Genomic DNA, 25,543 nt, shown 5'->3' with positions numbered 1-25,543 from the left:
TCAAGCATGCGAGACAGGCCTGTAGCACTTGCTTGGCTAGTAGAGACTAGAAGATAATCTGTGTATAAATCAAGTAAATGAAAGTTCATGGCTGAAATTCTGCTCGGTTCTTTCTGGCTAATATCGTAACTTTAATCAACTATAATCCAATCATGCGTAACATCAGGTAATAAATAAGAAAGACCTCAGCAATGATGCAGAAGCAACTCGCCGAGGCCTTAGCTCAAACCACAAAGTAAAAAACTACATCAATAAGTCCTTTTTGCTAAACCAGCGAGCGAGCTAGAAACTTTTAGTCCTGCACTTTCGGCTGATCCACTGTTTAATTCAAATCCAATTTTAGAATCATCAGTGATTATAAAGTTAATATGGGAACCATTGGCGGCCATATTATCATGTTCGGTGATAAGTAAAGTTCCTTTATTATGTAACATTGCTGTCAACTCACTCTCTTCTACTTTCTCGTACTTTGTTACAAAAACCACATCGCTCTGTCCAACTTCTTCCAGGGTAGCACATTTTTTTACTACCAGATTTCTATTCTTAATGGTTTTCTTTTTTTCCATAATACCCAGCATTTCACGGTATGCAGTATTATTTCCTACAACACTTATTACAAAGTCTTGACTGGCTTTATCTGGCGGCCATTCAATATATTTGCTGAAGTTGTAAATAAAAATGGGATGATACTTATACTCTTGTGCAAAGCTGAGCGAGGCTATGCTAAGAAGGAAGCAGATCAATAATAACTTTTTCATGTAAATGGTTTTAAATTTTAATTAGCTTTTTCCTTGTAGTCATTTACAAATATGAACCTACTTATTAGAATAGTAAAACTAAATAGATGAAAAATATTACTTTGTTGTGATTTTATTCATCCCTTCAATAAACCGGCAAATCCACCTAAGAAAAATTCAAACTATTGAATATTCATAATTATTAGATCTTGAAAAAGTTCTATTTTTAGAAGCGGCAAACATTTCTTACATAAAAAACTGTTTCTATATAAGGCCAACCTTGAAATTAATTGGTCAGAAAATTAGTTATACTTCGAATTCTATCAGTTTTCAGCCATGCTTATAGACATTGCACTCGTATTTCTAGCCTTCCTTTTCTCTATACCGGCAATCACAGGATACTTTGCTTACAGTCATGGTAAGTCATTTTGGAAATGGTTTTTCATAGGCTGCATCATACCTATCGTTGCAAATTTCTTGATTGCATACCTTTGCAGAAAAGAAGCGCTCAAAGCCCAAAAAAGAAATATATCGGAACTAAGTCGCTACGAAGATGAATGGATGGAAAAATACATTAATACGATTGTGCGAACTGAACCCTCTCAAAAAAATTGTAATAACTAACTTTCAATAATAAAATTTCATAAGACCAGAATTTACTATATTAGAATTTCTTCAATTCTGATAAATAATGATTAGAAAATTTAAACAAAGATTACTACTACTAGCAACTGCCTCTACTCTACTCTTCTCCTGTTCTGACAATGCTAAACATGAACAAGCTGTTCGCACTTCATTACCTTTCACTACAGTTGAGTTCAATTCTTTAAATTCGTTCAGTCAATCAGATGCTGATAATTGGCTAACTGTAGGAAACGTTTATGCCAACCGTCATAAGGAAAGGCACTTAGAAATTCAAGATGGTTCTGGGGTATTAGCAAATCTTCCAGAAGGTGAAAATGCTGCTGAGCTAAGCTCAACTTTTGAACACGGAGACATTGAAATGGAAGTTGACTTTATGATGCCAAAAGGATCAAATTCTGGAATCTATCTACAGGGAAGGTATGAAATACAACTTTTTGACAGTTGGGGAAAAGACTCAGTAACTCATGCTGATTGTGGGGGCATCTATCAAAGATGGAATGAACAAACTGAAAGTGGATATGAAGGCACCGCTCCTCGAGTAAATGCCTGTAAAGCTCCTGGACTTTGGCAACATCTAAGAATTGTTTTCCAGGCTCCTAAATTTGATAATAACGGTAATAAAATTGCAAATGCCCGTTTCAAAGAAGTGATTTTAAACAATGCACTCATCCATGAAAATGTAGAAGTAACGGGGCCAACAAGAAGCGCCTTTTTTGATAATGAAGCTCCAAGAGGTCCGCTTATCCTACAGGGAGATCACGGCCCCATAGCTTTTCGGAACCTTCGCTATAAATTATATGAGCAGGATAGAATTCAATTGGCTGACATGCGCTATAAATTTTACCAGGGTTCATTTGACAGTTTTGATACACTTTTTTCACTTAGCCCTTCAAAAGAAGATGCTACAGATTCTTTAACTTTTAAGGCTGCTGGAGATTTTGATATATATGCTATTCAGTTTGAAGGATTGTTGACTGCTCCCAAGCAGGGAACTTACCTCTTTGATATAAGAGGTTATGGTCCAGTGAGGTTAATGGTTGATGACCAACTGGTAGCTGAAAATATGCTGTCTCAAAATATGAGTGATCCTGGGTATGGAGAAATTACATTGAGTGAAGGAAATCACAATTTTCAGCTTACTTTTCTGAAAAATGAAAGACCCTGGAGAAGAGGAATGAGCCTTGCGTATGAAGGACCTGAAATACCCAAAACATATTTACAAGCCCAATCATCTGTTCCTACCCCACCGCCTCCTAAACCCTTGATCGTAAGTGCTGATCAAGAAGTCGCTTTGCAAAGAGGTTTTTTGATGCATAATGGCACCAAGAGAACGCATGCTATTACATTAGGAACTCCTGATCATATCAACTATGCACTAGAGATCAGTAATGGAGCAATTCTGGAAGGCTGGCGCGGAGAATTTATTGATGCTACCGACATGTGGCATGAAAGAGGTGAAGCTCAGCTGATTCAACCTCTGGGTAGCGCTCAGGAGTTTTCAGCAAAACCAACCTTTGCCACTTTAGCTTCTTCTTCCAGCAACTGGCCTGACTCATTAGCGGCTGATAATAACCCATTCGTATATAAAGGATATGAACTTTCTACTCAAGGAATTCCAACCTATCTGTACACTTACAATGGGGTGATGATCAGAGACAAAATAACGCCTGATGCCGAAATCCATGGTTTGATGAGAGAAATCAGCATTCCATCAACTACCAATGCCATTTATTGCCTTTTAGCAGAAGGAGATAGTATTGAAAAGCTGGAAGACGGTAGTTATGCCGTTGATGATAAAACCTATTACTTGAATATAATCGGAAATGAAACCAAGCCTATTTTAAGAGATCAGGATAATATGCAGCAATTAATCGTTGCTCTTGGTAACACTGATTCTGAAAGCCATCTCAAATACAGCCTCATCTGGTAAAAAATCAACCTATGACACTCAAAAATATTTTAGTTTTACTCAGCATACTCATTTTATCAGGCCACCTACTATTTGCCCAGGAAGAAATGAGTGATAAAGAAAGTGAGTATTATCAAATTACAAGCATACCAATTCCTGAGGATATTGTATTAGAGGTTGGAGGACTGGCTTTCTTACCGGACAACCGTCTGGCAGCAGCTACCCGCAGAGGTGAAATCTGGCTGATTGATGATCCGTACATGAAAAGAACACAACAGCCAAAGTTCACCCGATTTGCTTCCGGACTTCATGAACCTCTTGGCTTGGCGTATCATAATGGAGCTCTTTACACTACACAAAGGGCTGAGCTTACCAAAATAACGGATACCGATAAAGATGATGCAGGTGATAAATTTGAAACCATTTTCTCCTGGCCATTATCCGGAAATTATCATGAGTATTCATATGGTCCTTTATTTTTACCCAATGGAGATATGTTAATCACCCTGAACCTGGCCTGGGTTGGATATGGTGCCAGCCTTGTAAAATGGAGGGGGTGGATGCTCAAAGTTACTGAAGACGGAAAAATGACACCCATCGCTACCGGATTGCGCTCACCGGCAGGTTTTGGTTTTGACAAAGAAGGAGAAGTTTTCTATGCAGAAAATCAAGGAGATTGGATTGGTTCGGGAAGGATTACACATTTAGAAAAAGGTGACTTTGCTGGAAATCCCGCTGGTTTGCGTTGGACAGGCGAGCCTATGTCACCTCTGGCTTTAAAACCGGAAGTCATCCCTGACTCCGTGGGACTCATGCACGAATTTGCCAAAAATGTTTCAAGTCTAAAAGTTCCTACAATCTGGTTCCCACACACAATTATGGGAATATCAACTTCTGCAATTCTTACTGACACCACCGGAGGTAAGTTTGGCCCGTTTGAAGGTCAGATGCTAGTAGGTGATCAGGGACATAGCAAGATTATGAGAGTAGCCCTGGAAAAAGTAAATGGCGAATACCAGGGAGCTTGCTTCCCTTTTAAAGAAGGTTTCTCTTCAGGAGTGCTTCGCTTTGCCTGGGGGACGGATGGTTCTCTGTTTGTAGGCATGACCAGCCGAGGCTGGGCTTCTACCGGTGAGGATAAGTATGGTTTGCAAAAACTTTCATGGACAGGGAAAACACCATTTGAAATTAAAACCATGAAAGCAATGAGTAACGGTTTTGAGCTGGAATTCACAGAGCCTGTTCAGAAGGCCATTGCTGAGAATCTTGCATCTTATTCCATGACCAGTTTCATCTACAGTTACCACAGAAGTTATGGTAGCCCTATCATACAGCAACAGAACTGCGAAATCGTTGGCGCCAGCCTTTCTGAAGATGGAAGAAAGGTAAAATTGTATATAGAAGGTTTAAGAGAAGGTTATATACATGAGATCAAAGCGAATGGAATACTTTCACGCCAAGGCAAATCATTATTGCATCCGGTAGGGTACTATACTTTGAATAACATTCCTGAAGGGGAAAGCACTGCACCCATGATAGCCCAGGCATCATCAACTGCTGAAAACCAGAGTGAAGAAACTACTTGTGGCTGGGATGCTTCCAAAAGAATAACCGAAATGCCTTCAGACTGGAATGAGGGTCCTGATATCGTGATTAATATAGGAACAGAGCCAGGCCTGAAATATAGCGTGACTAATTTTGAAGTACCTGCTGGGGCCAGGGTTCAACTTACTTTTAATAACAATGACGATATGCTTCACAACCTGGTGATAACCAAGCCCGGTACGATAGAGCAGGTGAGTGATGCGTCCATGCAAATGGGCTTAGAAGGCCCTCAAAGAGGATATGTTCCAAAATCAGATGATATTCTTTACCACACTTGTATCCTGCAACCAGAAACCAGTGAAAGCATCTATTTTATTGCCCCGGAAGTAGATGAATATAAATATGTTTGTACATTCCCCGGCCATTCAAAGGTTATGAGGGGCGTGATGAAAGTAGTACCCTCTAGTACTGCTTCCCGCTAAAATGATAAAGCCCTTTCGTCAGTGAAAGGGCTTTTAGTTTTTATATTAGTTAGCTATTTTTCGGTCCCCACCTTGCCTTTCCAGCATCCAGCCCGGATATTCTGCCGGTAGCTTGCTTAGCTCATCTAATTGATTCATTTCACCCTCGGTAAATTCAATTTCCACTGCCTTAAGATTATCATCCAACTGCTCTTTATTTTTAGCTCCAATTATCACGGTAGTCACTACTTCCTGTTTCAGCAACCAGGCTAATGCTAATCTTGCTACTGAGCAATTACGTTTTTCAGCCATTGGAGTCAACGCATCAACGATAGAGAATGCTCTTTCCTTATCTACCGGAGGAAAATCAAAGTCTACTCTGCGTGAGCCTTCCGGTCCGGATTTATTTTTGCGAAACTTACCACTCAGTAATCCACCGGCCAATGGACTCCAAACCATTAAACCGACTTTTTGATCTTTTAACAATGGCACGATTTCTCTCTCCAGATCTCTGCCAGCAATAGTGTAATAGGCTTGCAATGACTGAAATCGGGCTAATCCTGAATACTTTGAATATGCCAGAGCCTTCATCAATTGCCAGGAAGAAAGATTACTACAGCCAATATACCTTACCTTTCCACCTTTCACCAGATCATCCAGCGCCCTTACTGTTTCTTCCAAAGGTGTGAGTGGATCATACCCATGAATTTGATAGAGATCAATATAATCTGTTTGGAGGCGTCTCAATGATTCTTCTACTTGATGAATGATATGGGAACGGCTAAGCCCCACCTGATTAGGTCCCCTCCCCATCCTTCCTCTTACTTTAGTAGCCAATACTACTTCATCTCTATTGACACCTAAATCTCTAAGCGCTTTGCCTGTAATCTCTTCAGAAAGTCCTTCGGAATATACATTAGCTGTATCAATGAAATTAATTCCAGCAGAAAGTGACTTAGAGATTATATCATTCGCTACATCCTGACCAGATTTTCCAATGGCTTCCCAAAAACCTTTTCCTCCAAATGTCATTGTGCCTAAACAAAGTTCGGAAACCAACAAACCTGTATTTCCTAAAATGTTATATTTCATGTCTAAAAAATTTTTGATGAAAAAATATTACTCCTTAAAGACAAGGACGGGATAAGTAGCAAAATATGCTATTTCATTGGTGGTGCTTTCATTAAATATGCGCTGGATATAATTCCTTGGCTTGTACAACATCGCTAATAAATCTGCATTTTCTCTTATCACATATTCATCTATGCCTCTGGCAGGGTTCTCATGCTGCTCTACCACAAAATTGAGCTTCTCGTAATCCAGATATGATCTGGTTTCTTCTACATATTCATTATACATCGCTTCCTCAAACTGGTTATCTCCATGACAAACATGCACGATGTCAAGTTGAGCATCTGTAGCAGCAGTAAATGCAATCAACTTGTTCAATACATCCTTATCTTCCATCTGATAGTCTGAGGCATAAACTATCTTCTTTACTTTATGATAATTGGCATTTTGAGGAATACACATTACAGGGCATTCTGCCAGTGAAATGGTGCGAACAGTGTTACTTCCTATATATTTTTCTACTACATCTTTTACTCCGGTGGTCCCCATGACGATAAGTTCATATTCATGTTCATTAGCATAGTTGGTAATCTGCCGTTCCAGGGGGCCATAGGTGAAATGATAGTCACAAAGCTGCATTCCTTTGGGCTTACTTAGCCTGTTGACTTCGGCGGTAAGATTTTTAAGTACATTTTCAGCTCTCACTATCAGGTTATCCCACTCTTTATTTTCTTCAATGTCGCTCAATAATCCTTTTGACAGGGTTTCATTAAATTCTTCTTCTGTAAATACATGGATGAGTGTAAGAGTAGCATGATGTTGTTCAGCAACATGTGCAGCAAACTCCAAAGCATGAATGGAATCAGAAGAAAAGTCAATGGGGCAAAGTATTTTTTTCATCTTAAAAAATGGTTGTTATTAATCATGAAGTTAAAAAAAATCGCTTTCCTACCTATACACTCAATTCAATATTCTTTGTCATTATCTATCTGATGGATCAACGCTTGGCCACTCAAAATACGTTTATGGTTTTCCACAACCTGTCGGGCAGCTGATGCAGGATTTGTGATACTTGCGATATGGGGCGTGATTGTGACATTTGAAAGCTCCCAAAAAGGATGATTGGAAGGTAATGGCTCTTCATGAAATACATCAAGCAATGCTCCGCCAAGCTGTTCATTTTTCAAAGCTTGTATCAAATCCTCTTCAACTAAATGTTCTCCACGAGCTACATTGATCAGGTAACTGCCTTTTTGCAGTTTAGCAAAAATAGAGTGATTCAAAAAGTTCTTCGTTTTGGAAGTTAAGGGAAGCAAACAAACAAGTACATTGACCTGCATAAGCATATCTTCAAGTCCCTTTTCTCCAGTAAATGTATTTATTCCCTCTAGCTCCTTCGGACTTTGAGAATATCCGTATACTTCATATCCCAACAGCAGAAGTTTTCTGGCAACATCTTGACCTAATACACCCAGCCCTAATATTCCAATCTTAAGTGGGTGTGCAAGAGGTAAAACTTTCTCCCATCGTTTAAGCTGTTGGTTATGCCAGATCTGCCTCAGTTTTCTCTGATAGTTGATGATGCCTGCAATGATATAATTACTCATATCAGCGGCCAGTTTTTCATCAACCACTCTACAAATACTTGCTGGAGGTAAATCCGGGTCGGATAAAATATGGTCTACACCTGCTCCTAGAGAATGTATAAGCTTCAAATTCGGAAACTGATTTAATAAACCTTTGGGATGTTTCCATACTACTGCGGTTGTGTAGGAAGAAGAGTCTTCAATTTCTGGCCAAATATCTATCTTTAGCTTAGAATCAACTTTTAGCAGTTCGTTTTTCCAGGGCTCAGCAGGTCTGTCATTAAAGATTAATACTATACCCATTTATTTTGCTTTTGAAGTCCAGCGATTACCTTTTACTCTGAATCTCCAGGGAAGCAAAGCATCTTCTCCGGCATAATCAATCCCGACTCTGGGGCTGGCAATAATATCATCATCACTAATCTCGGTGTTTCGGTTTTCTATCCAGATTTGCTCTGCTTCAGTAAGGTCGGCACCATACATGGCTTTGGTAATGCCTAATGCCTGACTCAACATACCAGGACCAGCGGTAAGACGTACAGAAAAATCGTTTAGGTTACGCCTGTGCTGCATAAGGTCAATCCCATCGGTAGGCTCAAGTGCTCTGATAAGTACCGCGTCCGCTTTACCTTCTATGTTGGTTATGATATTAAAAAGGTCATAGATACCATAAATTTTATACACATATGCCACTCCTCCTTCATGAAACATAATTTCAGTACGGGGGGTACGTTTATGCATATGAGAGTGGCATGCTTTATCATTGATATGTGAATAAGCTTCAGTTTCAACAATCATCCCTCCACTAATATGTCCATTGACTTTGGTAAATAGATATTTACCTAAAAACTGTCTACTTAAAGAAACTACATCATCTTGAAGATAAAAGGCCTTTGGAATAATGTTCATTGATAAATTCTTACTAAAATTGCTAAAATAAAATAGATTTAAAGATCAACCATTAATTCGTAAAAAATGAAAAAAATAAGTGTACTGATTTGTTTATTATTTATTGTTATTACTCAGCAAACCTATGCACAGTTGAGTACGCCTGCACCAAGCCCATTCTCAACGGTTAGCCAGGTTGTAGGTCTTACTAAAGTAGAAATAGCATACTCCAGACCTGCAATGAGAGACAGAAAAATTTTTGGTGGACTGGAACCTTATGGTGAACTCTGGAGAACAGGAGCTAATGCTGCCACTAAAATCAGTTTTTCTGAGCCAATGCAGATAGAAGGAAAAGAACTAGCTGCCGGTGAGTATTCTATTTTCACTATTCCAGGAAAAAGTGAATGGACTGTAATTCTCAATAAAGATGCAAAAGCCAGTGAAGCGACCTATGATGAATCCAAAGATGCTGCTCGTTTTACGGTAATGTCTCAGAAAACCAAAATGGATTATGAGTCATTTACCATTATGTTTTCAGATGTAAAAGATAACTCAGCAAAAATCAATATTATCTGGGAAAATACTCTGGTTCCTTTCACTATTACTGACCCGGATGTAGATGAAAAAGTAATGGCTCAGATCAATGAGCAGATGCCTACTGCTGGTGATAATGATAATGTTTACTTCGCTGCAGCAACCTATTACTTTGAAAATAATAAAGACCTAAAGCAAGCTGCTGAGTGGGTGGATAAAGCAGTTGAAATTAATGATGAGAAATTCTGGGTAATGCACCTGCAAGCTAAAATTCATGCCAAGTTGAATAATAAGGAAAAAGCCATAGCCGCGGCAGAAAAGTCTAAAACTCTGGCCGACAAAGCAGGCAATTCAGATTATGTAAAGCTTAATGATAAACTCATTGCTTCTCTTAAATAATGCGCAAAATAAAGGCCCGCTTCGGCGGGCTTTTTATTTATAACAAAGCCTTTTGCGGTGAGTTGTGCATATATGAAGCTCATCCAAAAATACCAGCTAAGTGACCGTGACGTAGACAGAATAGTGGAAATGGCGTGGGAAGACCGCACAACTTTTGATGCTATAGAAGATCAGTTTGGGGTTCCTGAAAAGGACGTCATACGCCTGATGAAGAAGGAGATGAAAGAAAGTTCCTGGAAAATATGGCGGAAAAGAGTACAGGGCAGAGCCACCAAACATCGCAAAAAAAAGCATTCACTCCGCTTTAAAAGTAGTAGGCAAAAACACATCTCACATAATAAACTCAGTAAGCGATAATCAATTTATCGCTACTTTTTCCTCAATCCTATCATAAAGCCTTTGGCTGTGCGTTGCACTTGTATTAACTTACCCTAGCTTAATGCAGATGTCATAATTGGAATTTTCATTTGTAGAGGCTAATCTTGCAAAACATTTTAAAACAAAGAGTGCTCACAAAGCATGACAGTCTTATCACAAAAACACAAGCAGAAGTCAATGCTGGATAACTACAAGAACATCAATAATCTGGTAGGATGGTTGGTCTTTATCATTGCCACGGTCACCTACGCGCTGACAGTAGAAGAAACAGCCAGCTTCTGGGACTGCGGTGAATTTATTGCGGTATCATATAAACTTGAAGTGCCTCACCCCCCCGGCGCACCCTTCTTTCTGCTCTTGGGTAGAATGTTCTCATTTCTGGCTCTGGGTAATGAACAAATGGTAGCCTTCTGGATCAACATGCTAAGCGTAGTAAGCAGTGGTTTTACCATACTGTTTTTATTCTGGAGTATTACGATGCTGAGTAAAAAAATTCTGAAAGTAACGCATGGTGCAGAAACTCGCGAACAGACAGTTTTACTTATCGGAAGCGGATTAATTGGCTCACTTGCATACACTTTTTCTGATTCTTTCTGGTTTTCAGCCACTGAAGCTGAGGTATATGCTCTTTCTTCCTTTTTTACAGCTTTTGTATTTTGGGCAATTCTCAAATGGGAGCTGATAGAAGACACTTCAGCCGCTAACCGCTGGCTGGTACTTATCGCCTATATGATGGGTCTGTCAATAGGTGTTCACCTGCTCAACCTGGTTACCATTCCAGCATTAGGCCTTATTTATTATTTTCATAATTATAAAAATACGACCACCAAAGGGGTAGTCACTACGCTTATTATCAGTCTGGTTATCATAGGACTGATTATGGTAGGAATTATTCCTGGATTACCCTCTCTGGCAGGTACGCTTGAAGTTTTCTTTGTGAATAACCTCAGCATGCCTTTTGGTTCAGGTGTGGTCTTTTTGCTGCTTGTACTAGGTGGAGGGCTTATCTATGGACTTTACTATTCTTACAAGCAAGGCAAAGTGATCATGAACACTGCCTTGATTTGCCTGACATTTATCCTGATCGGTTATAGCTCCTACTCTTTGGTTTTGATTCGTTCGGCTTATGACCCTCCCATAGATGAGAACGATCCTGAAACCATCATAAGCTTCGTTTCTTATTTGAAGCGTGAGCAGTACGGAAGCCGTCCGTTATTATATGGACAATATTTTACTGCAGAACTAGTAGACCAGGAAAATGGAGCACCTATTTATGAAAAAGGTGAAGACGAATACATCATCACCGATTATAAGTTAGAAAACACTTACGACCCAAAAGAGAGTACGATTTTTCCTCGGGCATATAGTACCCAAGATAATCACGTGGAGTTGTATAGAAACTGGATGGGCTTAAGACCTAATGAAAAGCCTAATTTTGCCGACAATCTCTACTATTTCTTCCGCTATCAGGTAGGCCATATGTTTATGCGCTATTTTATGTGGAACTTTGCGGGTAGAGAAAGCGACATTAAAGACGCCGGTTGGCTAGCTCCCTGGGAGGGAAATGATGATCTCCCCTACTCAATTGCCACAAACAAAGCCAGAAACAACTTTTTCATGCTTCCCTTAATCCTGGGACTGATCGGCTTGTTCTACCAATACAAGAAAGATTTAAAAGGCTTCTCAGTCATTGGCCTCCTTTTTATTCTTACTGGCATAGCGCTGGTGGTGTACCTGAACTCACCCCCAGTTGAGCCTCGTGAAAGGGATTATATTTACGTAGGAGCTTTTTATGCTTTTGCCATCTGGATAGGTTTCGGAGTAATAGCCCTTGCAAAATTCATTGGTCAGTTTATGAAAAATAAAATGGCTACCGGAGCCGTAGCTACCATCCTGTGTCTGGCTGTACCTACCGTCATGGCAGCTCAGGGCTGGGACGATCATGATCGCTCCAACAGATATTTCTCGGTAGACTCTGCTCGGAATTTTCTGGCATCCTGCGCTCCTAATGCGATACTATTTACTGGTGGAGATAATGATACTTTCCCTCTGTGGTATGTTCAGGAAGTGGAAGGATTTAGAACTGATGTACGGGTAATTGTATTGAGTTACTTCAATACCGACTGGTATATTGAACAGATGACAAGACCGGCTTATGAATCTGAACCTTTACCTTTTACACTTACTAAGGAAAATTATAAGCAAGGCGGCCCTAATGATTACCTTCCGTATGTAGAACGTCCCAATATCAAAGGTGCCATCAACCTGGAGCAGTTTTTACGTTTGGTCAGAGAAAACTCTCAGGCACTCAAAATCCCCAATGCCAGAGCCAGTTATAATACTGTGCCTGCCCAGACTTTCTTCTTGGACATCAATACTTATGATGTAAACGAGTCTGAATCTGCCAGTAGCAATGCAGATGATACCACAGAAGTTGCAGCTCAGATACCTGCTCATCTGGCAGAAATCATTCCCGCGGATATGCAGGATAATTACATTGACAGAATGTATCTTGACCTTAAAGGGCGTGCCCTTGAGAAGAAAGATTTGATGATATTGGATTTGATCGCAGCTAACAAATGGGAACGTCCTATTTACTTTAATAATACCTCTCTGATGGGAGTAAATCTGGATTTCCGTCCATACGTAGTTCAGGAAGGTAATACATTCCGTCTATTGCCTATTGAAAATCCAAACCCAAACAATGAGTTTGTAAATACCGAGGTGATGTATAAGAACATGATGGAAAACTTCTTCTGGAGAGAGCTTAGTAATCCTGATGTATACTATAATGAAGATTACCGGAACTTTGCCCTCAACCATCGCTCAAGTTTTAATACACTTGCCAGAAATCTGATTCAGCAGGGTGATATAGAGCGAGCAAAAGCTGTCCTTAATAAGAGTCTGGAAGAAATTCCGGATGTGACTATCCCCTTTGATTATGTGTCATCCCAGACCCTTCCCTTACTATTTGAAGTAGGAGAAGATGAAAAGGCCATTGAAATGGCTCAGGTATTGGGAGACAGAGCCGATGAGATGCTCACTTATTTATATCCAAGATCACAGGGGCAGAATGTTGAGATTCAGAAGCAATTAATTATATTAAATGGCGTTACACAGGCACTTAATCGTGCGGGGCAGTCTGAGTTAGGTCAGAAATATGATGACATGCTTAACCGGCATTACAATCAGATCAATTCATTATAATAAATGCTTACTGACTCTGAAATTTTGATAGATTACATCAGATGAGAAAACAATAATATTAAAAAAACTTGCTGTAACACTGGCAAGTTTTTTTAATGATCATAGTTTATACTTCACAATCACTATGGCGCGCATAACCTATTTTTTGACATTGATATTGAGCATAGGGATTTTCAATCAGGCTAATGCTCAAAGTGAAAGCAGTGGTCAAGCTCCCTTGAATCAGGCTTATCTTTATGACCTCACAGCCCCTATCTATGGGGAGTATGAGGTTGCGGTCGGAGATACTGAAGCTACTATTTTCTTAAGACTTGCTCAAAGAGCAAAAACCGTTAATATTAGCCGTATACATTACGAAGTAAAAAGTAATTATGGGGATGCCAACGTAATTCGCAGTGCCGACTTAAACGAAAGCCATTTGCTTAAACAGGAAAATAATATCTCCTATTATCGATTTGAGGTGCCTGTAAGTGAAGAGAGTCATTATGTTTTTGTGTATGTAGAAGGGGTGTCCTCCGGAGGCAGCATCAACTACCGTTATGATATCTCTCTCAATAATGATCAAAATTTTCCTTTAACTGACTTACTGGTAATGGAATCGGAAGAAGATATTCCTATTTTTACTAGTACTATTTCTAATAATGCAGATTTCAGGATTGTTTCCCTCTACGGCCAAGACAGCTTAAGTGCCTATCTTTACTATTACAATCATGAATTTCCTCCCAACCCACCTCCCATGGCAGAAACCGGAGCGGATGTTCAGAAAAACCTTGAAATTGATTCAATTTTTACGGTTCAACTTAACCAAACACTTTCTTTTGACAATGAAGGTTTATATTTCTGTCAGCTAGATACTACATCACTTTCAGGAATTTCTTTCAGGATCAGTACCAAGTACTATCCGCGCTTTGTCACTGCTGAAGAATTGGTAGATCCCTTAAGGTATATCAGTACTTCAGATGAGATGGAAAATCTTGCTGAAAGCGAAGAGGCCAAAGCCGCCCTGGACCGATACTGGATTAAAGTGACCAGGTCGCAGGAGAGGGCAAAAGATGTCATTAAAAATTATTACCGCCAGGTAACAAATGCCAATATTCTTTTTACCACTTATAAAGAAGGTTGGAAAACCGGGCAGGGTATGGTATATGTTCTTTTTGGACAACCCGATCAGGTATTGCGTACAGAAGGGCAGGAAAGATGGATTTATAATTCGGAAAATGATTTAATGGAGAGCATTTCTTTTACCTTTGTAAAGGTCCGCAATATTTTCACTACCCGACATTATAACCTCCTCAGAGACGAAGATTATAGAAAGTTCTGGTACAGAAACATTGACCTCTGGAGAAAAGGCAGAAAACAGATATGAGTTTATCAAAGTCAGAAGTTATCTTCGGCACTCGTGCTATTATTGAAGCGATAGAAGCCGGGAAGGAATTAGAAAAGGTGCTTTTACAAAAAGGAGTACGCAACGAACTGTCACAGGAACTTATCAATCTGCTGAAAGAAAGGCAGATCCCTTTTTCCACTGTTCCTATTGAGAAGCTCAATAAGATTACTCGTAAAAATCACCAGGGAAGCATCGCTTTTATATCAGCGGTGATTTACGCATCTCTGGATAACATTATCAATGAGGCTTATTCAAAAGGTCATGATCCACTGCTCATTCTTGTAGACAGAGTTACTGATGTAAGAAACTTCGGGGCTATAGCCCGCTCTGCCGAATGTCTGGGTGCGCAGGCCTTGCTGATACCTTCCAAAGGTAGCGCCAGAATTAGTGGCGATGCCGTTAAAGCTTCGGCTGGTGCCTTACACCATATACCCGTATGCCGAGAAGATAACCTTAAATCTACTATTGAATTTCTCCAGTCAAGTGGAATCAGAGTTATCGCCTGCAGTGAGAAAGCTGAGAAGCTTACCCATGAAGCTGACTTGAATGGGCCTCTTGCATTGTTGGTAGGCTCAGAAGAAGATGGAGTTTCCCCTGCTTACTTGAAAATGACTGATGAACAAGTGAGAATTCCTATGCAGGGGAATATTGCTTCTCTGAATGTTTCAGTAGCAACTTCCATCTGCCTCTACGAAGTGGTAAGGCAGCGCAGCTTAGCAAATGCATAATCTATAAGTATCTATCTCCTTTCTGATTTTTTACCTCGCTCATCACGCTTTTCAGAGATATGTCTTTGTCTTTAGGGTAAATTAACAATACGTCATCACTATCCGCTACCAGGTAATTCTTGAGGCCTTGAACCACTATCAGCTTCTTTGAATTACTTTTAACAAAGCAGTTTTTACTATCCAACATCAATGCGTTGGCTTCAATGAGGTTTTTTTCTTCCTTAGAGTCTTTCAGGTCATATAAAGATTGCCATGAGCTCACACTTGACCAGTCAAAATTTCCCATGATCAAAAATACATTATCTGCCTTTTCCAGAATAGCAGTACTGATGGATACATTTTTGCAAATAGAATACGCTTTGACAATACTCTGGTTTTCTTCATTCGTAAAGAAATAAGGTATACAGTCACGGTAAATTTCTGCCACTTCTGGAAGGTAATATTCAAATGCCTCCAGGATGGCATCCACATGCCAAACAAAAATTTTTGTATTCCAGGCAAAATCACCGCTCTCAAGAAAAAGTTTGGCTAGCTCATGCTGGGGTTTTTCCATGAAAGATTTCACACGTTTCACCAATCCTATCTGATCAAAATGGTACTGGATATATGCGTAGGATGTTTCAGCTTTGTGAGGTTTAATACCCATAATCAGCAAAGCATTCTTATCCATATGCGCTACCTCCACTGCCTTTCTTACATCTCTAACAAATGCAATCTCTCCAAACACAGCATGTGAAGCAGGGCATACCACGATCACCGCATTTTTGTTGAGTTTCTTTATTTTATAAGAAGCATAAGCAATACAAGGCGCTGAATTTCTTCTTACTGGTTCAATAAGAATATTTTCTTCGGGAAATTCAGGTAACTGATTCCTAAAAGTAGCATGATACTCTTTAGGTACTGAAATGTAAATATTCTTTTCCGGACAAATTCCCTTACTCCTTTCATAAGTTAATTGGAGAAGTGATCGCCCATTACCAAATAAGTCCAAAAACTGCTTAGGAAGATTCTTCCGACTAAAAGGCCAAAAGTTGGTACTATTACTGCTAAATAAAGTAATTAATACATAAGTATCTTCTTGTGTCATATGTATACTTTAAACCAGGCAAAAAACTTAGTATAACAATTAATCGTATTTAATGGATTGCACGTTAAAATTCATGCATTGCAAAGCAATATTTTTTTTTTTTATAATTTAATAATATAAGAACGTTTCTAAAGAATTATTTGTAGTGATTTGTGGAATTATTTTAATCCAATTTTTTTCGCTAACTTCATAAACGTTTTTCGCGAAATTCAATAAATTGCATTTGTGGAAGAAATAAAATAACATTGATTAGATAATGGTGGAACAGCAAACTAACCTCAAAGGATATCTAAAAAAGTATTTTGGATATAGCCAGTTTAGAGGTAATCAGGAGTTAATTATAAGAAATATACTAAATAGAAAAAATACTTTTGTAATCATGCCTACCGGAGCCGGTAAATCGCTCTGCTACCAATTACCGGCCATCATCCAAGACGGAACTGCGATCGTAATTTCCCCTCTCATCGCTTTAATGAAGAATCAGGTTGATCAACTTAATGCTCTCAATATTAACGCCCAATTTTTGAATTCTACCCTCAACAAAACTGAAATAAGCAGGGTAAAAAGAGAAACTTTGAGTGGCGAAGTTAAGCTTCTGTATGTTGCTCCGGAATCTTTGACCAAAGAAGAAAATATTAAGTTTCTTCAGGAAGCTAATATTACTTTTGTAGCAGTAGATGAAGCACACTGTATTTCAGAGTGGGGCCATGATTTCCGGCCTGAGTACAGAAGAATAAAAGCTATTATTGGTCAGTTGGGCGAGAACGTACCCGTAATCGCGCTTACCGCCACTGCTACTCCTAAAGTCCAGCTTGATATTCAGAAGAATCTCCAAATGGAGGATGCCGATTTATTTAAATCATCCTTCAATCGGGAAAATTTATATTATGAAGTAAGACCTAAAAAGCAGGCAAAAAAGCAGCTGGTACAATTCATCAAACAACATAAAGGCAAGTCAGGAATTATCTATTGCCTGAGCCGGAAAAAAGTTGAAGAGATAGCCGAATTCCTGAGAGTAAATGACATCAATGCTGCTCCATACCATGCCGGACTTGACCCTTCAGTTCGTATGCGTAACCAGGACGCGTTTCTTAATGAAGATATTGATGTTATTGTCGCTACGATTGCCTTTGGAATGGGTATTGATAAACCCGACGTAAGATTTGTAATCCACTACAATGTTCCTAAATCACTGGAAGGTTACTATCAGGAAACAGGACGTTCAGGACGAGATGGTCTGGAAGGTAACTGTTTGATGTTTTACAGCTACAATGATATTCTCAAGCTTGAAAAATTTAACAAGGACAAACCCGTAACCGAGCGTGACAATGCCCGCATGCTTTTACATGAGATGATCGCTTATTCAGAGTCATCCGTATGTAGAAAGCGTCAGTTACTGCATTATTTTGGTGAAAATCTAGAGAAAGATTGCGGTTTCTGCGACAATTGTATTAAGCCCAAAGAGCAATATGAGGCTCAGGCTTATGTAGAAACTGTACTCCAGACAGTTCAGATGACGGGTGAAAGATTTGGTATACAGCATTTGGTAGATGTAATTCGTGGTTCAGAAAACCAGTATGTGTTGAGTTATGATCACAACCAGCTTTCAGTATACGGCAAAGGCAAAGAACAGGATAATTTCTTTTGGAATTCTGTGGTGAGACAAACCTTACTTTTTGAATATCTGGAAAAGGATATTGAAAATATTGGTTCACTAAAACTCACTGACAAAGGGAGAGAATTTATTCTTAATCCTCATGCAATCACCTTGTCCAAAGATCATGTATACGAGGACTTAGGGGAAGAAGAAGAGTTTGAAACTTCTTCCAATGGCAGCGCAGGAGCACAGCACAATGCTAAATCCTACGATCAGAACTTGTACGACATTTTGAAGAAACTGCGTAAAGATGTCAGCAAGAAAAAGAATGTGCCTCCCTATGTAGTTTTTCAGGAGCCTTCTCTGGAAGAAATGGCGACTACCTACCCTACCTCCAAAGATGAGCTTGCTGCTATCAATGGAGTCGGAATGGGTAAAGTCATGAAATTTGGCGGACCATTTATTGAGGTAATCAGCAAGTATGTAGAAGAAAATGATATAGTCACTGCTGCTGATGTAGTCATCAAATCCGCAGTAAATAAGTCCAAAAATAAAATCTTCATCATTCAGCAGATAGATAAAAAGGTAGATTTGGAAGAAATAGCTGAATCTCGTTCTATTTCCATGGATGAACTGATGGATGAAATTGAGCTAATCTGTAACTCGGGTACAAAGCTTAACTTGGATTATTACATAGATCAGATACTTGACGAAGACCAGCAGGATGAGCTATATGATTATTTTCTAAGTGTAGATTCTGATAGCATTGAGTTGGCTTTAGAGGAATTTGGAAGTGATTATTCAGAAGAAGAATTGAGGCTGATGCGGGTGAAATTTATGTCTGAATACGCCAACTGATATTTTCAGTTTACTTTTAAAAGATGGTTGCGGGTTGCAGTGCTTTTTTCTTAGCTTTACGGGCTAATTGCAACTCCTAACCATCTTTTTTTATGAACGTACTGATTCTTGGCTCCGGAGGTCGTGAGCATGCACTAGCCTGGAAAATCAGCCAAAGTCCTGAATGTGATCAACTTTTTGTGGCTCCTGGTAATGCCGGGACTTTACAAATTGCTACTAATGTCCCTGAACTTGGAAAGACTTTTGATGAGCAGGGCAAAAAAAAGATCGCTGAATTTATCGCTGAACATAACATTGAGCTTTTGGTGGTGGGACCCGAAGCGCCATTAGTGGCAGGAATCACCGATTACTTGAAAGAGCAGGATGATTTTAAAGATTTAGCGATTGTGGGACCGGGAAAAGATGGCGCAGCTTTGGAAGGTAGTAAAGACTTTGCCAAAGATTTCATGCAAAATAATCAAATACCTACCGCTGCCTCCCGTACTTTTACCAAAGAAACTATTGATGAAGGTCTGGATTTCATTGAAACCAGATCATTACCCATTGTGCTCAAAGCAGACGGTTTAGCTGCCGGTAAAGGAGTTATTATCAGCCATGCTTATGACGAGGCAAAAGCTACTTTGAAAGAAATGCTCTTGCATGAAAAGTTTGGTTCTGCCAGTGAAAAGGTAGTAATAGAAGATTTTTTAAATGGGATAGAGCTTTCAGTATTCGTATTAAGTGATGGACAGGACTACCTTTTGCTGCCTGAAGCAAAAGACTACAAAAGGATAGGTGAAAATGATACGGGTCCCAACACTGGTGGAATGGGAGCAGTAAGCCCGGTTCCTTTTGCGGATGAGAATTTTCTTAAAAAAGTAGAGGAACGTATTGTTCAGCCTACCATAAAGGGACTTCAAAAGCAGAATATTGATTACCGAGGGTTTATCTTTATAGGATTAATGAATGTAAATGGTGATCCATACGTCATAGAGTACAATGTACGAATGGGTGACCCGGAAACTCAGGTGGTTATTCCGCGCATTGAGGATGACTTTCTCCCTTTACTACTTGCCACTGCAAATCAAAAACTAGGAGTTGCTAAACTTACAATTTCTAAAGATGTTGCAACCACTGTAGTAATGGTAGCAGAAGGCTACCCTGGATCTTATGTAAAAGGAAAAGAAATTGCTGGTGTCCAAAGTGCTTCCGAGGCCCAGGTTTTTCATGCCGGTACCTTGTCTGATGGGGAAAAAGTGCTAACCAATGGAGGTAGAGTATTGGCAGTAACCGGAAAGGGCTCCTCTATTCGTGAAGCGTTGAACAATAGTTATAATGCCATTCAAAAAATTCAATGGGATGGCTTGTATTACAGAAAAGACATAGGGCAAGATTTGCTGAAGCTTTAACACTTTAGAAAGAATTACCCTTTTTGATTAACTGATATCCAGCCTGCCTGAGTCATAAATCGCTCAGGCATTTTATTTTTATTGGTATTCCAGCTTATCTTAATTTGATTGTAATGTAATTTTTACTTAATATCTTCGCTATTCTATTTAAGCTTACTGATGAGAAAAACTCAGGTTTAGAAAAAGATTGAATCAATAAAGCTTAAATATTTTCACAAGCTAGGAAATGGGTAGTATCATAAGGATGCTAGCTACTTCTGATAAATATATAGATTAAATTATGGGATGCAGTACTTGTAGCTCAGGTAACGGTACAAGTGTCGGCGGTTGTCAAAACAACGGTGGATGCGGAACCGGAGCCTGTAATAAAATGAATGTGTTTGACTGGCTGTCAAATATGGACCTTCCGGGAAACAACACATTTGATATCATTGAAGTAAAATTTAAAGGAGGAAGAAAAGAGTTTTTTAGAAATACTGATGATTTAGAACTGGTAACCGGAGATCCGGTGGTGGTAGACGTTCCCAATGGTCATCACATTGGCTATGTTTCTTTGCAAGGTGAACTGGTGAGGTTACAGATGCAGAAAAAGAAAATTGCCAATAATGATGACATACGAAAAGTTTACAGAGTAGCCAATGATAAAGATATGGAGGCATTTCAAAAAGTAATCAACCGCGAGATGCCTACGCTTTACCGTACCCGCAAAATCATTGAAGAGCTTAAGCTTTCCATGAAACTCTCCGATGTGGAGTATCAGGCTGATAACAACAAAGCAACCTTCTACTATTCAGCAGATAGCCGGGTAGACTTCCGAGAACTAATTAAAGTCCTGGCCGGTGAGTTTAAAATACGAGTGGAAATGAGGCAGATCAGTCTCAGACAGGAAGCCGGACGATTAGGAGGAATTGGCTCATGCGGCCGTGAGCTTTGTTGTTCAACCTGGTTAAGCGATTTCAAGAGTGTGTCTACTTCTGCAGCACGTTATCAGAATTTATCACTGAATCCAAGCAAGCTTTCCGGACAATGTGGTAGGCTAAAATGCTGTCTTAATTATGAGCTTGAAACTTATATGACCGCACTGGAAGATATTCCGGAGTTAGATGCACCCCTACAAACTAAAACAGGCCCTGCTACGCTACAGAAAACAGATATTTTCAGGAAAATCATGTGGTTTAGCTATGAAAAAGAAAATTCCTGGATACCGCTGAAGGTAAACCGCGTCAAAGAAATATTAGAACTGAACAGGAAAAATATCTCTCCTGACACCTTGCAGGATAACGCTGTTTCTACCCAAAGCGAACAGGATATTCTGAATAACGATTTGGTCAAAATGGATAAAAAGTATCAAAAGAAGAAACGCAAAAAGAAAAAGTCGGGCCGAAGGAAGAAGAGAAACAAAAAAAATGATTAAAAAAACTTACGCATCTTAACAGATAGCCTGTTAGGATGCATTTTATTTTTTAGTTTTGATTCATCTTTAGTCTCAAAGAAATTTCACTCTTGAAAGCCAACAAACCACAAATCATCATTTTTCTTTTTGCAGCTATTTTGAGTTTTACTGCTTGTGACAACAATCGTGTATACGAAGAGAATTACAATTTTGCAGACAAGAAATGGCTCATAGATACTATTCCTACATTTCGTTTTGAAATTGCTGAACCCAATGATTCTTACAATATCTATTGGAATGTAAGAAACACCATTAGCTATCCTTTCCGTAACTTATATCTTACTTACTATCTTGAGGATACTTTAGGGAGAACCATATCCACTGACCTCCACAACATGCTTCTTTTTGATCCTAAAACTGGGAAACCCTATGGTAGTGGTAGCGGTGATATTTTTTCTCATCAGATTATGGCATTACCTGAATATGAGTTTGATAGCGCAGGAGTTTATCAGATAAGGCTTGAGCAATACATGCGCACGGATACTTTAGAAGATTTATTATCAGTGGGTGTGCGAATAGAAAGGGCGGAATAAAAGTTTAAAGCTGATTCTTTCCTTACTTATTGTGACACTGTTTTATTGAAGCCTAAATCCTCCAATAACTGAGGATGATCTTTCAAAGCTGTAATGGCAGCATCACGGTACAAATGCATCCATTTTTCCAGTTCGTCAAAGGTTTTTTTCTTGTGCGAATGATGGGTCTGAGCTTCTTCCTCAAATGTCAATTCCTTGCTCCTATCTTCAAGTAAGGCATGCACTTCAGCCCTGGCTTGAGTGATTTCCTCCTTACTTATTCCGTAAATTGAAATCTCTTTCTCCGATAACAAACTGTAAAATTGATCTGCCCTGTCCAACCAAGATGCGCTCAACTCATTCAATTCTGTAAGCCCCAGTAGATTATTCATTTCCTCATTTCCATGAAATGTCAGACGGGCAAGCTGCAAGTGCCTGGTGAAGCACTTTTCTGTATTATTATGATCCCTCAAATCTCTTTTGCTAAAACCTTCATCTGTTGCTTCCTCATCCTTGCTAAGCATTTGCATAATGGTTGCCTTTTCATTCAATGCTTTTCCTTCTTTTAATTTAGGCAGGTCATATCCTACTTTTTCTAGTTTAGAAAGAATTGCTTTTTTCTTCATTGCTGTCTCTATTGCTATGCGAGAGGAGGCAAGAATATATACCAGGGGATGCTTCATAAAATTATTTTTTTCTAGTCCCCAAATGTACTTTCATTCATTAAAGTCAATTCATACAAAGCCAGAGCAAAAGCACATGTGTTTGAAATTATGTAAATGAATAGATTGAATACTTCTTATGATGCTGGAGGTATCAGAAATTATAACATACAACCACTGACTACTAATCCCTGTTCTATCATTTCTATAAAGAAAAGACGAATTCAATTAGTAATTAATGACTAGTATTTTATTGAAATATTATCAGTTGAATAAATAATTATAACTATCAAAAAATCACATCAAGCCTTTTTTATCCTGATACTTTAGCATTAATTTTAAGAGTGATTTATGCTTATATGCATTTATTTTTTTAACAATTAATTCATCACTTTTTAATTTTCTAGCACATGTCTGAAGAAAAAGAAGTAGGTAATGGTGGAGAAATCCATCAAACCTCAAACAAAAAAGATCATATTCTTACCACTCAACAGGGAATCCCGGTTTCAGATGATCAAAATTCATTAAAAGTTGGCCGTAGAGGCCCTACAGCACTTGAAGACTTTCACTTTCGTGAAAAAATGTTTCATTTTGACCACGAACGTATCCCGGAACGGGTAGTACATGCACGCGGCTTTGGTGCGCATGGTTTTTTTGAAACATATGATACGCTTTCTGAGTATACCAAAGCTGATCTTTTCCAGCGAAAGGGAGAAAAAACACCAGCTTTCGTGCGCTTTTCTACAGTAGCAGGTAACAAGGGTTCTTTTGACCTGGCGAGAGATGTAAGGGGATTTGCAGTAAAGCTTTATACGCAAGAAGGCAACTGGGATATTGTGGGTAACAACATCCCTGTATTCTTTATACAGGATGCTATCAAATTTCCCGATCTTATCCATTCAGCTAAGCCTGAGCCGGATCGTGGCTTTCCCCAGGCACAAACTGCTCATGATAATTTCTGGGACTTTATTTCTTTAATGCCGGAAAGCATGCATATGATCATGTGGACCATGTCGGACAGGGCTATCCCTCGCTCCTTCAGATTTATGGAAGGTTTTGGGGTTCATACATTCCGACTTGTGAATGCAGAAGGCAAATCTACTTTTGTTAAGTTTCACTGGAAACCCAAGCAGGGGCTTCAATCTGTAGTGTGGAATGAAGCTGTCAAAATCAATGGAGCCGACCCTGACTTCCATCGTCGTGACCTTTGGGATGCCATTCAAAGTGGAGATTATCCTGAGTGGGAGCTAGGCATGCAGTTATTTGACGAAGACTTTGCGGACAAATTTGATTTTGATGTTTTGGATGCTACCAAAATTATTCCCGAAGAGGAGGTGCCTGTTCGTCCGGTAGGGCGTCTGGTGCTTGACCGTGTGGTGGACAATTTCTTTGCAGAAACTGAGCAGGTGGCATTCTGTACCCAAAATATCGTTCCCGGAGTAGACTTTACCAATGATCCATTGCTACAGGGACGTAATTTCTCCTACCTGGATACCCAACTGAAGCGTTTGGGAGGACCAAACTTTACCCATATCCCTATCAATGCTCCCAAATGTCCATTCATGAATTTTCAGCAGGATGGACACATGGCAATGACAAATCCTAAGGGAAGAGCCAATTACGAGCCTAACTCCTGGGGAGTTGAAGGTGGGCCACGTGAATCTCCTGAAAAAGGTTTTCATTCCTATCCCAGCCATGAAAGCGGCGTTAAAGAGAGGGTAAGACCAGAAAGTTTTGCTGATCATTACAGCCAGGCAAGACAATTTTATATCAGCCAAACACCTATTGAGCAAAACCATATTGCCGATGCTTTGGTATTTGAACTTAGTAAAGTAGAAAAACTGGAAATAAGAACACGTCTGGTAGCTCACTTGCTGAATATTGATCATAGCCTGGCAGAAAAAGTGGCAAAAGGTTTACGCCTCAAAGAAATGCCAAAACCCGCTGAAGCTGCCAAGCCTACCAAGATGGATTTAAAAGAATCATCCGCACTGAGTATTTTAAAAAATACTCCCAAGAGCTTCAAAGGGCGCAAAATAGGAGTTTTTCTTAGCGACGGAGCTGATATCAATACTTTTAACACAATCAAAAAAGCAGCGGATGAAGAAGGGGCTATGATTGAGGTTGTAGCGCCAATGGTTGGTGGTGTTGAAGCGAGCGACGGCAGTTGGATTGAAGCTAAACAAAAGATAGACGGGGGGCCATCTGTACTCTATGATGCAGTTGTCATATTGCTTTCCGATGAAGGAGTTAAAACGCTTCAGCATGAGTCTACCGCCAGAGATTTTGTAGCGGATGCTTTTGCACATATGAAATTCATCGGTTATACTTCAGTTGCGATGCCTTTGTTGAAAAAAGCAGGCATAGCAGAAAGCCTGGATGAAGGATGTATTAATCTGGATGATACTGATGCTTCCAAAGACTTTATTATGGCCTGCCGGAAAATCAGGTATTGGGACAGAGAAAGTAAGGTGAATGCAGTGTAATCAAAAAAAAGCATGGGCAGTAAAA

The 25,543-nt window shown here is 39.4% G+C and carries 19 protein-coding genes; 12 read left to right on the top strand and 7 right to left on the bottom strand.

The annotated features are described in order from the left end of the window. Window positions 1–248 precede the first annotated feature (248 nt). Window positions 249–758, bottom strand: coding sequence for a YfiR family protein (locus tag WJR50_RS11105; RefSeq protein WP_341293340.1), 510 nt, complete (start codon window positions 756–758; stop codon window positions 249–251). A gap of 670 nt (window positions 759–1,428) precedes the next feature. Here WJR50_RS11105 and WJR50_RS11100 point away from each other — a divergent pair. Both WJR50_RS11100 and WJR50_RS11095 read left to right on the top strand, forming a co-directional pair. Next, window positions 1,429–3,312 (top strand): 3-keto-alpha-glucoside-1,2-lyase-like domain-containing protein, encoded by a 1,884-nt coding sequence (locus WJR50_RS11100; RefSeq protein WP_341293339.1) that lies wholly within the window; start codon window positions 1,429–1,431, stop codon window positions 3,310–3,312. A gap of 11 nt (window positions 3,313–3,323) precedes the next feature. Further along, window positions 3,324–5,318, top strand: a complete 1,995-nt coding sequence (locus WJR50_RS11095) for a plastocyanin/azurin family copper-binding protein (protein ID WP_341293338.1) — start codon at window positions 3,324–3,326, stop codon at window positions 5,316–5,318. Between the two features lie 45 nt (window positions 5,319–5,363). Here the strand turns inward: WJR50_RS11095 and WJR50_RS11090 are convergent, their stop codons facing one another. From WJR50_RS11090 to WJR50_RS11075, 4 genes are all read right to left on the bottom strand, one after another. After that, entirely contained in the window at window positions 5,364–6,389 is a 1,026-nt protein-coding gene (locus WJR50_RS11090) for an aldo/keto reductase (RefSeq protein ID WP_341293337.1), read from the bottom strand. A 27-nt stretch (window positions 6,390–6,416) separates the two neighbouring features. After that, a complete protein-coding gene (locus tag WJR50_RS11085) occupies window positions 6,417–7,268 on the bottom strand; it encodes a universal stress protein (protein WP_341293336.1) in 852 nt (283 codons plus the stop codon). Between the two features lie 65 nt (window positions 7,269–7,333). Further along, on the bottom strand, window positions 7,334–8,257 hold the full coding sequence (locus WJR50_RS11080) for a 2-hydroxyacid dehydrogenase (protein ID WP_341293335.1): 924 nt from the start codon (window positions 8,255–8,257) through the stop codon (window positions 7,334–7,336). Continuing rightward, complete coding sequence (locus tag WJR50_RS11075; protein WP_341293334.1) at window positions 8,258–8,863, bottom strand: DNA-3-methyladenine glycosylase; 606 nt, start codon at window positions 8,861–8,863, stop codon at window positions 8,258–8,260. Window positions 8,864–8,929: 66 nt separating this feature from the next. Between WJR50_RS11075 and WJR50_RS11070 the strand changes: the two genes are divergently transcribed. From WJR50_RS11070 to rlmB, 5 genes are all read left to right on the top strand, one after another. Next, on the top strand, window positions 8,930–9,775 hold the full coding sequence (locus tag WJR50_RS11070; protein WP_341293333.1) for a DUF2911 domain-containing protein: 846 nt from the start codon (window positions 8,930–8,932) through the stop codon (window positions 9,773–9,775). A gap of 72 nt (window positions 9,776–9,847) precedes the next feature. Then, window positions 9,848–10,132: a TIGR03643 family protein gene (locus tag WJR50_RS11065; protein WP_341293332.1), complete on the top strand. Its 285-nt coding sequence runs from the start codon at window positions 9,848–9,850 to the stop codon at window positions 10,130–10,132. Between the two features lie 162 nt (window positions 10,133–10,294). Beyond that, window positions 10,295–13,360, top strand: coding sequence for a glycosyltransferase family 117 protein (locus WJR50_RS11060; protein WP_341293331.1), 3,066 nt, complete (start codon window positions 10,295–10,297; stop codon window positions 13,358–13,360). 124 nt (window positions 13,361–13,484) lie between these two features. Beyond that, the gene (locus tag WJR50_RS11055) at window positions 13,485–14,726 is read left to right on the top strand and encodes a GWxTD domain-containing protein (RefSeq protein WP_341293330.1); all 1,242 of its coding nucleotides are present in this window, start codon (window positions 13,485–13,487) and stop codon (window positions 14,724–14,726) included. Continuing rightward, on the top strand, window positions 14,723–15,475 hold the full coding sequence (gene rlmB, locus WJR50_RS11050) for a 23S rRNA (guanosine(2251)-2'-O)-methyltransferase RlmB (protein WP_341293329.1): 753 nt from the start codon (window positions 14,723–14,725) through the stop codon (window positions 15,473–15,475). The genes WJR50_RS11055 and rlmB overlap by 4 nt, the downstream gene beginning before the upstream one ends. A 1-nt stretch (window position 15,476) precedes the next feature. Here rlmB and WJR50_RS11045 read toward each other — a convergent pair whose 3' ends face one another. Beyond that, window positions 15,477–16,562, bottom strand: a complete 1,086-nt coding sequence (locus WJR50_RS11045; RefSeq protein ID WP_341293328.1) for a mannose-1-phosphate guanylyltransferase — start codon at window positions 16,560–16,562, stop codon at window positions 15,477–15,479. Window positions 16,563–16,818: 256 nt separating this feature from the next. On the opposite strand from WJR50_RS11045, the gene recQ reads away from it, so the two are divergent. The 4 genes from recQ to WJR50_RS11025 all read left to right on the top strand — a co-directional run bounded on the left by recQ (window position 16,819) and on the right by WJR50_RS11025 (window position 22,391). Next, window positions 16,819–19,017 carry a DNA helicase RecQ gene (gene recQ, locus WJR50_RS11040; protein ID WP_341293327.1) on the top strand — a complete coding sequence of 733 codons (2,199 nt, stop codon included), beginning with the start codon at window positions 16,819–16,821 and terminating at the stop codon, window positions 19,015–19,017. Window positions 19,018–19,109: 92 nt separating this feature from the next. After that, a complete protein-coding gene (gene purD / locus WJR50_RS11035) occupies window positions 19,110–20,405 on the top strand; it encodes a phosphoribosylamine--glycine ligase (protein WP_341293326.1) in 1,296 nt (431 codons plus the stop codon). A 280-nt stretch (window positions 20,406–20,685) separates the two neighbouring features. Continuing rightward, window positions 20,686–21,819, top strand: a complete 1,134-nt coding sequence (locus tag WJR50_RS11030) for a PSP1 domain-containing protein (protein ID WP_341293325.1) — start codon at window positions 20,686–20,688, stop codon at window positions 21,817–21,819. Between the two features lie 89 nt (window positions 21,820–21,908). After that, window positions 21,909–22,391, top strand: a complete 483-nt coding sequence (locus WJR50_RS11025; protein ID WP_341293324.1) for a gliding motility lipoprotein GldH — start codon at window positions 21,909–21,911, stop codon at window positions 22,389–22,391. A gap of 26 nt (window positions 22,392–22,417) precedes the next feature. On the opposite strand, the gene WJR50_RS11020 is transcribed toward WJR50_RS11025, so the two are convergent. Further along, complete coding sequence (locus WJR50_RS11020) at window positions 22,418–23,053, bottom strand: PQLLE family protein (protein WP_341293323.1); 636 nt, start codon at window positions 23,051–23,053, stop codon at window positions 22,418–22,420. Between the two features lie 389 nt (window positions 23,054–23,442). Between WJR50_RS11020 and katE the strand changes: the two genes are divergently transcribed. After that, window positions 23,443–25,518 (top strand): catalase, encoded by a 2,076-nt coding sequence (gene katE, locus WJR50_RS11015; protein WP_341293322.1) that lies wholly within the window; start codon window positions 23,443–23,445, stop codon window positions 25,516–25,518. Window positions 25,519–25,543: the final 25 nt, after the last annotated feature.

It is taken from the genome of Catalinimonas locisalis, assembly GCF_038039535.1.
In the GTDB taxonomy this organism is placed as follows: Bacteria; Bacteroidota; Bacteroidia; order Cytophagales; family Cyclobacteriaceae; genus Catalinimonas.
This window is presented reverse-complemented; position numbering and strand designations above follow the sequence as displayed.

Bases quoted from the DNA above. Each gene is read 5' to 3' on its own strand.
- WJR50_RS11030 (WP_341293325.1), top strand. From the start codon at position 20,686: ATGGGATGCAGTACTTGTAGCTCAGGTAACGGTACAAGTGTCGGCGGT.
- WJR50_RS11075 (WP_341293334.1), bottom strand. From the start codon at position 8,863: ATGAACATTATTCCAAAGGCCTTTTATCTTCAAGATGATGTAGTTTCT.
- rlmB (WP_341293329.1), top strand. From the start codon at position 14,723: ATGAGTTTATCAAAGTCAGAAGTTATCTTCGGCACTCGTGCTATTATT.
- WJR50_RS11070 (WP_341293333.1), top strand. From the start codon at position 8,930: ATGAAAAAAATAAGTGTACTGATTTGTTTATTATTTATTGTTATTACT.
- WJR50_RS11020 (WP_341293323.1), bottom strand. From the start codon at position 23,053: ATGAAGCATCCCCTGGTATATATTCTTGCCTCCTCTCGCATAGCAATA.
- recQ (WP_341293327.1), top strand. From the start codon at position 16,819: ATGGTGGAACAGCAAACTAACCTCAAAGGATATCTAAAAAAGTATTTT.
- WJR50_RS11095 (WP_341293338.1), top strand. From the start codon at position 3,324: ATGACACTCAAAAATATTTTAGTTTTACTCAGCATACTCATTTTATCA.
- katE (WP_341293322.1), top strand. From the start codon at position 23,443: ATGTCTGAAGAAAAAGAAGTAGGTAATGGTGGAGAAATCCATCAAACC.
- WJR50_RS11105 (WP_341293340.1), bottom strand. From the start codon at position 758: ATGAAAAAGTTATTATTGATCTGCTTCCTTCTTAGCATAGCCTCGCTC.
- purD (WP_341293326.1), top strand. From the start codon at position 19,110: ATGAACGTACTGATTCTTGGCTCCGGAGGTCGTGAGCATGCACTAGCC.
- WJR50_RS11055 (WP_341293330.1), top strand. From the start codon at position 13,485: ATGGCGCGCATAACCTATTTTTTGACATTGATATTGAGCATAGGGATT.
- WJR50_RS11100 (WP_341293339.1), top strand. From the start codon at position 1,429: ATGATTAGAAAATTTAAACAAAGATTACTACTACTAGCAACTGCCTCT.
- WJR50_RS11085 (WP_341293336.1), bottom strand. From the start codon at position 7,268: ATGAAAAAAATACTTTGCCCCATTGACTTTTCTTCTGATTCCATTCAT.
- WJR50_RS11060 (WP_341293331.1), top strand. From the start codon at position 10,295: ATGACAGTCTTATCACAAAAACACAAGCAGAAGTCAATGCTGGATAAC.
- WJR50_RS11080 (WP_341293335.1), bottom strand. From the start codon at position 8,257: ATGGGTATAGTATTAATCTTTAATGACAGACCTGCTGAGCCCTGGAAA.
- WJR50_RS11045 (WP_341293328.1), bottom strand. From the start codon at position 16,562: ATGACACAAGAAGATACTTATGTATTAATTACTTTATTTAGCAGTAAT.
- WJR50_RS11065 (WP_341293332.1), top strand. From the start codon at position 9,848: ATGAAGCTCATCCAAAAATACCAGCTAAGTGACCGTGACGTAGACAGA.
- WJR50_RS11090 (WP_341293337.1), bottom strand. From the start codon at position 6,389: ATGAAATATAACATTTTAGGAAATACAGGTTTGTTGGTTTCCGAACTT.